This is a genomic window from Chrysiogenia bacterium (assembly GCA_020434085.1).
Taxonomy (GTDB): Bacteria; JAGRBM01; JAGRBM01; order JAGRBM01; family JAGRBM01; genus JAGRBM01.
Genome location: JAGRBM010000005.1, coordinates 1 through 7,960, shown reverse-complemented (window position 1 = coordinate 7,960; position 7,960 = coordinate 1). Strand labels below are relative to the sequence as shown.

The 7,960-nt window shown below is 65.2% G+C and carries 7 protein-coding genes; all 7 read right to left on the bottom strand.

Going from position 1 to position 7,960, the window contains the following annotated elements:
• Window positions 1–745 (bottom strand): enoyl-CoA hydratase/isomerase family protein (locus KDH09_00130; protein ID MCB0218071.1); only part of this gene is annotated, 745 nt, incomplete at its 3' end.
• 24 nt (window positions 746–769) lie between these two features.
• Window positions 770–1,927 carry a molecular chaperone DnaJ gene (gene dnaJ / locus KDH09_00125; GenBank protein ID MCB0218070.1) on the bottom strand — a complete coding sequence of 386 codons (1,158 nt, stop codon included), beginning with the start codon at window positions 1,925–1,927 and terminating at the stop codon, window positions 770–772.
• An 89-nt stretch (window positions 1,928–2,016) separates the two neighbouring features.
• Window positions 2,017–3,858, bottom strand: a complete 1,842-nt coding sequence (dnaK, locus tag KDH09_00120) for a molecular chaperone DnaK (GenBank protein ID MCB0218069.1) — start codon at window positions 3,856–3,858, stop codon at window positions 2,017–2,019.
• Window positions 3,859–3,956: 98 nt separating this feature from the next.
• Entirely contained in the window at window positions 3,957–4,784 is an 828-nt protein-coding gene (grpE, locus tag KDH09_00115; protein ID MCB0218068.1) for a nucleotide exchange factor GrpE, read from the bottom strand.
• Between the two features lie 3 nt (window positions 4,785–4,787).
• On the bottom strand, window positions 4,788–5,855 hold the full coding sequence (hrcA, locus tag KDH09_00110) for a heat-inducible transcription repressor HrcA (protein ID MCB0218067.1): 1,068 nt from the start codon (window positions 5,853–5,855) through the stop codon (window positions 4,788–4,790).
• A gap of 233 nt (window positions 5,856–6,088) precedes the next feature.
• On the bottom strand, window positions 6,089–7,306 hold the full coding sequence (locus tag KDH09_00105; GenBank protein MCB0218066.1) for a coproporphyrinogen III oxidase family protein: 1,218 nt from the start codon (window positions 7,304–7,306) through the stop codon (window positions 6,089–6,091).
• On the bottom strand, window positions 7,303–7,960 hold a 658-nt coding region (locus KDH09_00100), incomplete at its 5' end, for an apolipoprotein N-acyltransferase (protein MCB0218065.1). The genes KDH09_00105 and KDH09_00100, both read right to left, overlap by 4 nt.

The window sequence follows — 7,960 nt, the reverse complement described above, 5'->3', positions numbered from 1 at the left end:
CAGCGACTCCTTCGGCGGCGTCCTCGCTCAGGGAGGTCAGGGCAATGACCTCGCGCAGGTAATTGAGCGAGGCGTAGAACTCCATGTCGCCCAGAGTGGCGATGGCTTCCTTGCCCAGCTTCATGGCGAAGGGGCTGAACGAGGCCAGCTCTGCGGCCAGTGCCTGCGCCTCTTCGTGAATCTTTTCATCGTCCACGCAGCGCGTGATCAGCCCGCAGGCCTCGGCTTCCTGCGCCTTGATCCGGTTGCCGCGCAGCACCATCTCGACGCCCTTCTTGCGCCCGATGGCGCGAAAGATCGGCGCCATGACGATGGCCGGCAGCAGGCCGATGCGAATCTCCGGCAGGCCGAAGCTGCTGCGCCGCGATGCCAGCGTCACATCGCAGGCCACGGCCAGCCCGCAGCCGCCCGCCAGCGCAAAGCCGTCCACCGCCGCGACGACGGGCTTGGGGCAACGGGTAATCGCCTCGACGCTGCGCGCGACTGCTTCGAAGTGCGCGCGGTATTCCGAGGCTCCCTCGCGCCCCTGCCATTCCTTGAGATCGGCGCCGGCGCAAAAGGCCTTGTCCCCCGCGCCGCGCAGCACGATGGCGCGCACCGACTCGTTCGCCGAGAGATCGGCAAAGGCCTGCGTCAGCGAAACCAGCGTCTGCGTATTGACCGCATTGCGCACATCGGGACGGTCGATCATCACGGTGGCGACGCCGTTCTCGGCGATCTCCACCTGCAGGTTGGGATAGCTCATGGGTTCCTCGCCGCGCGGCTTTGTCTACAGGCCCATGCGGCCAAAGAAGCTGCCGCGCGCGCTGCTCTCGGATTTGGAGCCGTGCGAATTCTTGCCGTTCTTTTCTTCGATCTTGCGCAGTTCTTCGAGCAGTTCTTTCTCGCGCTTGTTGAGTTTCTTTGGCACGCGGATGTCGATGTGGACGAGGTGATCGCCCCGACCGCGACCGTTCAGATGCGGAACGCCCTTGCCGCGAAGGCGGAGCACGTTGCCCGGCTGCGTTCCGGCCGGCACCTTGAGCACGCTCTTGCCGTCGAGGGTCTCGACCTCGATCTCGGTTCCGAGCGCCGCATCGGCAAAACCGATCAGCACTTCGGAGCGCACGTCGTCACCGTCGCGATGGAAGGTGGGGTGCTCTCGCACGTGGATCACCACGTAGAGATCCCCCGGAGGGCCGCCGTGGCCGCCGGTGTCACCCTTGCCGCCCACGCGAAGCTGCATGCCGTCGTCCACGCCGGCGGGGATGTTCACCTCCACCTTGGCGTGTTCTTCCACGCGGCCGCGCCCGTGGCAGTCGTCGCACTTTTCCTTGATCGTCTGGCCATGCCCGCCGCACTGGGGGCAGGTGCGCGCGACACTCAGGAAGCCCTGCTGATAGCGAACCTGCCCGGAACCCCGGCACGTGCCGCAGGTCTCGGGGGAAGTGCCGGCCTTCGCGCCGCTCCCATCGCAGGTCTTGCAGGCGATGTTGCGCGGAATGTCCAACTCGACGCTCTTGCCGAAGGCGGCTTCCTCGAAATCCAGCGCCAGGTTGTAGCGCAGGTCCGTGCCGCGGGTGCGACGCGTGCGCTGACGACCGCGGCCCCCGCCGCCGAACATGTCGCCGAAAATATCGCCGAAGAAGTCACCGAAGGGGGAACCGTTGGGATCGAAGCCGCCGAAGCCCGCGCCGCCTCCGCCTCCGCCCATGCCGCCGGCTTCAAAGGCGGCGTGGCCGAACTGGTTGTAGGCCGCACGTTTCTGTTCGTCGGAAAGGATGTCATAGGCCGCCTGAAGTTCCTTGAACTTCTCTTCGGCGTCCTTGTCGTCGGGGTTGCGGTCCGGGTGATACTCAAGGGCGAGTTTGCGGTAGGCCTTCTTGATTTCGTCGGCACTCGCCCCGCGATCGACACCCAGGATTTCGTAAAAGTCTCGTTTGCTCATGGTTTCATGGGTGCGCGCTCGCCCCGGTTCGTCCGGCCGGGGCGGCGTTTCTCTCTAACATTGCGAATTTGCTGCCCGCGCGCCGCGCCTTACTCGGAGGACGCGTCGCGGGCGGCCTCGGCGTAGATCGCCTCGGCCAGCCTGTGTGTCACTTCCTGCAGTTTATCAATGGCCGCTTCGAGGCCGAGGATGTCCTCGCCGTTGCGGGCTTCCTTGAGCACGGCAAGGACTTCCTTGACGTGTTCGGCATCTTCATCCGAGAGCGTATCGCCGGTATCGGCAATGGTTCGTTCGGTCGAATAGATCAGCCCGTCGGCGGTGTTGCGCAGGTCGATGAGCTTGCGCCGGTCTTCGTCGTTCGATGCGTATTTTTCGGCATCCTCGACCATGCGCTGCACTTCTTCTTCGGTCAGGCCCGAGGAAGCGGTGATGCGAATGGACTGTTCCTTGCCGGTTCCAAGGTCCTTGGCCGAGACTTCCACGATTCCGTTGGCGTCGAGGGCGAAGGTCACCTCGATCTGGGGAACACCGCGCGGCGCCGGCGGAATGCCGACCAGCTCGAAGTTGGCCAGGGTCTTGTTCTCCTCGGCCAGGGGGCGCTCACCCTGAAGCACGTGAATATTCACGAAGGGCTGGTTGTCCTGCGAGGTGGTGAACACCTCACTGGCGCGCGTGGGCACGGTCGTGTTGCGCGGAATGATCGGCGTGAACGCGCCGCCGGCGGTCTCCACGCCCAGCGAGAGCGGGGTCACGTCGAGCAGCAGCACGTCCTTGAAGTCGCCACTCAGCACGCCGCCCTGGATGGCAGCGCCCATGGCCACCACTTCGTCGGGATTGACGTTGCGGTTGGGTTCCTTGCCGAAGATTTCCTTCACCTTCGCCTGCACGCGCGGCATGCGCGTCATGCCGCCGACCAGGATGACGTCGTCGATGTCGTCCTTCGTCAGCTCGGCGTCCTTGAGGGCGAGCTGGCAGGGGATGGTCAGGCGGTCGATGAGCGGCTCGACGAGTTCTTCGAGCTTCGCGCGGTCGAGCGTGAGGTCCATGTGCTTGGGCCCGGTCGCATCGGCGGTGATGAAGGGCAGGTTGATGATGGCCTCGGTCGCGTTGGAGAGCTCGTGCTTGGCTTTCTCCGCCGCTTCCTTGATGCGCTGCAGGGCCATCTTGTCCTTGCGCAGGTCGACGCCCTGCTCGGCCTCGAACTCGGCGAGCAGATGATCGACGATCCGCTGATCGAAATCCTCGCCGCCCAGGTAGGTATCGCCGTTGGTCGACTTCACTTCGAACACGCCATCGTTGAGTTCGAGGATCGAAACGTCGAACGTGCCGCCACCAAGGTCGAACACGATGACTTTCTTCGAGCTGTGGTCGCCGCCCTTCTGCTGGGCGAGGCCGTAGGCCAGCGCCGCAGCCGTGGGCTCGTTGATGATGCGCAGGACGTTGAGTCCGGCGATCTTGCCAGCGTCCTTGGTCGCCTGGCGCTGCGAATCGTTGAAGTAGGCCGGCACCGTCACGATCGCGTCGGAAATTTCCTCGCCGAGGTAATCCTGCGCGGTGAATTTCATTTTCTGGAGCACGATGGCCGAGATCTCGGCCGGGCTGTATTCCTTGTCGCGGGCCTTCACCCAGGCGTCACCGTTCTGGGCGGCCACGATTTCAAAGGGCGAGGTTTCGGTCGCGCGAGTGACTTCCTCGTCCTCGAAGCGGCGACCGATCAGGCGCTTGATGGCGTAGAGCGTGTGCTCGGGATTGGTTACGGCCTGGCGCTTGGCAATCTGGCCGACCAGACGCTCTCCGCTGTCGGTGAAGCCGACCATGGAGGGCGTTGTGCGTGAGCCCTCTGCATTGGCAATCACGACGGGATCCTGGCCTTCCAGAATGGCCACGCAGGAGTTCGTCGTTCCCAAGTCGATGCCGATTACCTTGCCCATACTAAACCTTTGCTCCCTGTTCCCCGATTCCCTTTGCGCCGGGCGCTCTCTCCCAAATCGTCACACAGTCCGCCCCGTCCCCACGGCGACAAACCAATTCAATTCACATCTTCTCCCGAACCCTCGGGCGTTTCCGGCGCTGCCGGTGCGGCCTCCGGAGCAGCAGCGGCAGGCGCCGCCGCCTCGTCCGCCCCGGTGGCGACCGCCACCATGGCCGGGCGCAGCAACCGCTCGTGGAGGGTGTAGCCCTTCTGCATTTCTTCCACGACGGTATCGGGCGCCACGTCGGGCGCCGGAACCCGGCTCATCGCCTGGTGGCGGGCCGGGTCGAACTTCATGCCCTTCGAATCGAAGGGCTTCACTTCGAACTTTCCGAGCGTCTGCAGAAGCTGCACGTGCGTCATCCGCACGCCGTCGACGAAGGACTTCACCTGCGGATCGAGCCCCTCGCTCGCCGGCGCGGCCATCATGGCGCGCTCGAAGTTGTCGATCACACCGAGCAGCTCGCGGGCGAGATTCTCATGCCCGTAACGAACGATTTCCTGCCGCTCCTTGGCCGCGCGCTTGCGGAAGTTTTCGAGCTCCGCAAGTGTACGCATGAACTTGTCGTGGTTGTCGCGTCGGGCGGCCTCGACCCGTTCGAGCTGGTCGCGCACGCGGTCGAGTTCGTCCTGCAGCTCGGTCATGGCCACGACCTGCTCGGCCGTGATTCCGCCACCCTGCTGCGCCAGTTCGCCCTCGGGCGCGTCACCGCCGACGTCGATGTCGATATCCACACCGCCGGCTTCGCTGTCGGCGGCATCACCTTCGACGCTTACGTCGATGTCGATGTCCTCACCGGCCTCGCCGCGCTTGCGCTTTTCCTGGCTCTCCAGGGCCTCGGCAAAGAGTGCCGCTGCAATGTCTTTTGGTTCATCCGCCGCCATGGCTCAGTTCTCTTCCTGATTCGTTGCGAAATTCGATGATGCCGGGGCAAAACGCTGCCCCGCAAGTGCCGCCAGGCACGAAACAAGCGGGATCACCCGCGAGTAATTCATCCGTGTCGGGCCGAGCACGCCCAGCGTGCCCACGAGCTGCTGATCCAGAGCGCGGCAGGGCGCGGCCACCAGGCTCAGAGGAACGCTCTCCAGCCCCGCATCGGCGCCCAGCAGCACCTGCACCCCTTCGCCGCGCGCGACGCGCGCGAGCAGGTCGGAAATGGTGCGCCCGTCGTCGAGAATCTCCAGCAGGTCGCGCAGCATGCGCGCATTGCCCAGCAGGTCCTCGTGCTCGACAATGCGCGCCTGTCCCTCGACGTGAAGTTCGCCCGCGGCGGGCAGCCCCTCCATCGCGCGGGTGGCCAGTTGCACCGCCCGTTCGACAAGCAGGCCCGCCATGCGGCCCATGCGCACGCGCTCGTTTTCGAGCCGCGCGCGAAGTTCCCCCAGCGGCGAGCCGTCGGCGAAGCGATTGAGAAAATTCGTGTAGCGCTGCAGCTCGTCGCTGGAAATGTCTTCCTTCACATGCAGCAGCCGCTCGTAGATCGTCTCGTGCACGGAGATCAGGATCACCAGCACCCGGTGGGCGCCCACGCGCACCAGCTCGATGCGCTTGAGACAAACCTGCTCGATCCCCTGGGTGAGAAGCACGCCGGCCTGGTCCGAGAGCGAGGAGAGCAGCCGCGCGGCGCCAAGCAGCGGCTCGTCGCGCTCGGACAGCACTTCGTCGAGCGTGCGCGCAATGCGCCCGCGCTCGCGATCGCTCAGCGTTTCGAGTTCCAACAGGTCGCGGATGTAGAGGCGCAGCGCGTGCTCGGTCGGAATGCGACCGGCCGAGGTGTGGGGCTGCTCGAGCAATCCCTCGCGCGTGAGTTCCGACATCACCGAGCGAATCGTCGACGACGACGCGCCCGCACCCGAACGCTCGGCCAGGGCTTTGGAGCCAACGGCCGCGCCGGTGCGCAGGAACTCATCGATCAGGTCACGCAGTACCTGAGATTTTCTTCGCTCTCGTTGCATCAGTTTCCAATACCGGTCCGGGCTGCTTCAGGACTCCCTGAAACGCCCGAGCCGCAAGTTCCGCGAAATTCCCAAAAGATAGAGTAAAATTCGCTACTTGCAAAGCCTCCACCACCGGAAGCCTCCCTAAGCTAAGTCAGCCCCCCCTGCCCGTCAAGGGCAGGTCGAAGTGGGCTAACACTTTGATATTTCTGGTTTTTCTCGCGGCGATCTGTGCCAGTGGACGACCCGGTTCAGTCCATCAGGTCGGCAAACAATGAATTCGCGACCAGTGCGTACTCGCCTTCCAGGAAGAGTTGCGTGCCCGATTGCCGCAGCCAGCCGGCCCCCAGATAACGATCCAGCGCCGCGAGCTTGCCCGCGACCGCTTCTTCCCCGAAGGTTTTTCGCAGCGCTTCGAGATCGAGTCCTTCTTCCAGGAGCCGTAGCCCGAGGATCATCCGTTCGCTGAGCGCCTGCGCCTGATCGAGGTGCTCCCACTCGGCGGCGCGCCCGGCAAGCGGTTCGAGCAGGGCGGCAATGCCGCCGGAGGGATCGCCCAGAGCGGCGCACCATTCGAGATACGCAGGCATCGATCGCGGCGTCTTCCAGCGAAGCCCCCACGGCGCGCAGGCGCCGCGCCAGAATCCCGTCGCTCCGGGCCCGGCCGCAATCACGCTCGCCGCGCGCCAGTAGAGCGAGTTGTGCACCGCTTCGTGGCCGGGCTTTGCGAAGTTGGCGATCTCGTAGTGGTGATAGCCCGCACCCAGCAGCCGCGCGCGCGCCAGGTCAAAGAGGTCGGCCTGCGCGTCATCGCCGGTGGTGAGCTGCTCGCCCGCGCGGGCGCGCGCTCCGAAGGCCGTCGCGCCGTGCACTTCGAGGGCATAGAGCGAGACATGGGGCGGCGCCCATTCGAGAAGCTCGTCCAGCTCGCGCTCGAAAGAAGCGACGTCGTGCGCATCCCCGACGCCGTAGATCAGGTCGAAGTTCCAGGAGATGAGCCGCTCATTGCCGCGCAGCCAGGCGAGCACCTGCCGCGCGCGCGCTACGTCGTGTTCGCGCCCCAGCGCGCGGAGCACTTCGTCGTTGAAGCTCTGCACCCCGACGCTGATGCGGTTGATGCCCGCATCCACAAAACCGGCAAAGCGCTGGGCTGAAAAGGATTCGGGATTGGCTTCGAGCGTGATTTCTTTGGGGGCGTGACCGGCCGCGCGGACTTTTTGGGTGAGCGCCGCGATGCGCGCGGGCTCGCTCAGCGAGGGCGTGCCGCCGCCGAAGTAGAGCGTCTCCAGAGGCTGCGCGCCTTCTTCGGCGGCATGCGCCTCAAGCAGCAGGTCCACTTCGCGACCAAGAGCGGCGAAAAACTTTGCCTCGTGATCTCCGGCGCCGAGCTGATCGAGCGGCCAGGTGTTGAAGTCGCAGTAGGGGCACTTCTTCACACAAAAAGGCAGGTGCAGGTAGAGGCCACTCATGTGCGTTTGCGACGCCATGTCTCCAGCATCCCCAGTGCCAGTGCGGCAAGGCAGAGCCAGTCGAACCAGCGGCCGAAGCTTCTGAAAAGGCTGCCCATGTCGGCCGCGCGCACCTGCGCAAACAGGACGTGTTTCTGGCTTTCCGGCGCACGCGCGGTTTCTCGCCCCGCTGGATCGATCACGCTGGTGCGGCCGGTGTTGGTTGCGCGCAGCAGCCACACGCGGTTTTCGATGGTGCGCCACACCGCGAGGGTCCAGTGCTGGTGACGCTCATCGCCTTCGCCGAACCAGGCGTCGTTGGTCAGGTTGAGCAGCACCTGGTCCTCGGGGCGAAGCGCCTTGAGCGTCATGGCCGGCAGGATCGCCTCGTAGCAGATCCCGGCGGCGAGCTTCATCCCCGCCACGTCGAAGGACGCGGGCTTTGTTCCGGGGGTAAAGGTTCCGCCGCCGCGAATCCACTGGCGAAGCTGGGGAATCAGGCCCTGAAGCGGCATGAACTCCCCGAAGGGGAGCAGGCCGATCTTGTCATAGCGCGCGGCAATGAGGTCGCCCGGCGCCACGCTGCCCGGCGCGCGGCCCGCAAGCGGCGCGAGAAGCACCGCCGAGTTGGTCAGGTAGGGCTGGTGCTCGCCGGGCTTGAGACCCGCGAGAGTG

What these genes read in the sequence shown, in the direction of transcription:
- hrcA (MCB0218067.1), bottom strand. Translation starts at nt 5,855, where the DNA reads ATGCAACGAGAGCGAAGAAAATCTCAGGTACTGCGTGACCTGATCGAT.
- grpE (MCB0218068.1), bottom strand. Translation starts at nt 4,784, where the DNA reads ATGGCGGCGGATGAACCAAAAGACATTGCAGCGGCACTCTTTGCCGAG.
- KDH09_00105 (MCB0218066.1), bottom strand. Translation starts at nt 7,306, where the DNA reads ATGAGTGGCCTCTACCTGCACCTGCCTTTTTGTGTGAAGAAGTGCCCC.
- dnaJ (MCB0218070.1), bottom strand. Translation starts at nt 1,927, where the DNA reads ATGAGCAAACGAGACTTTTACGAAATCCTGGGTGTCGATCGCGGGGCG.
- dnaK (MCB0218069.1), bottom strand. Translation starts at nt 3,858, where the DNA reads ATGGGCAAGGTAATCGGCATCGACTTGGGAACGACGAACTCCTGCGTG.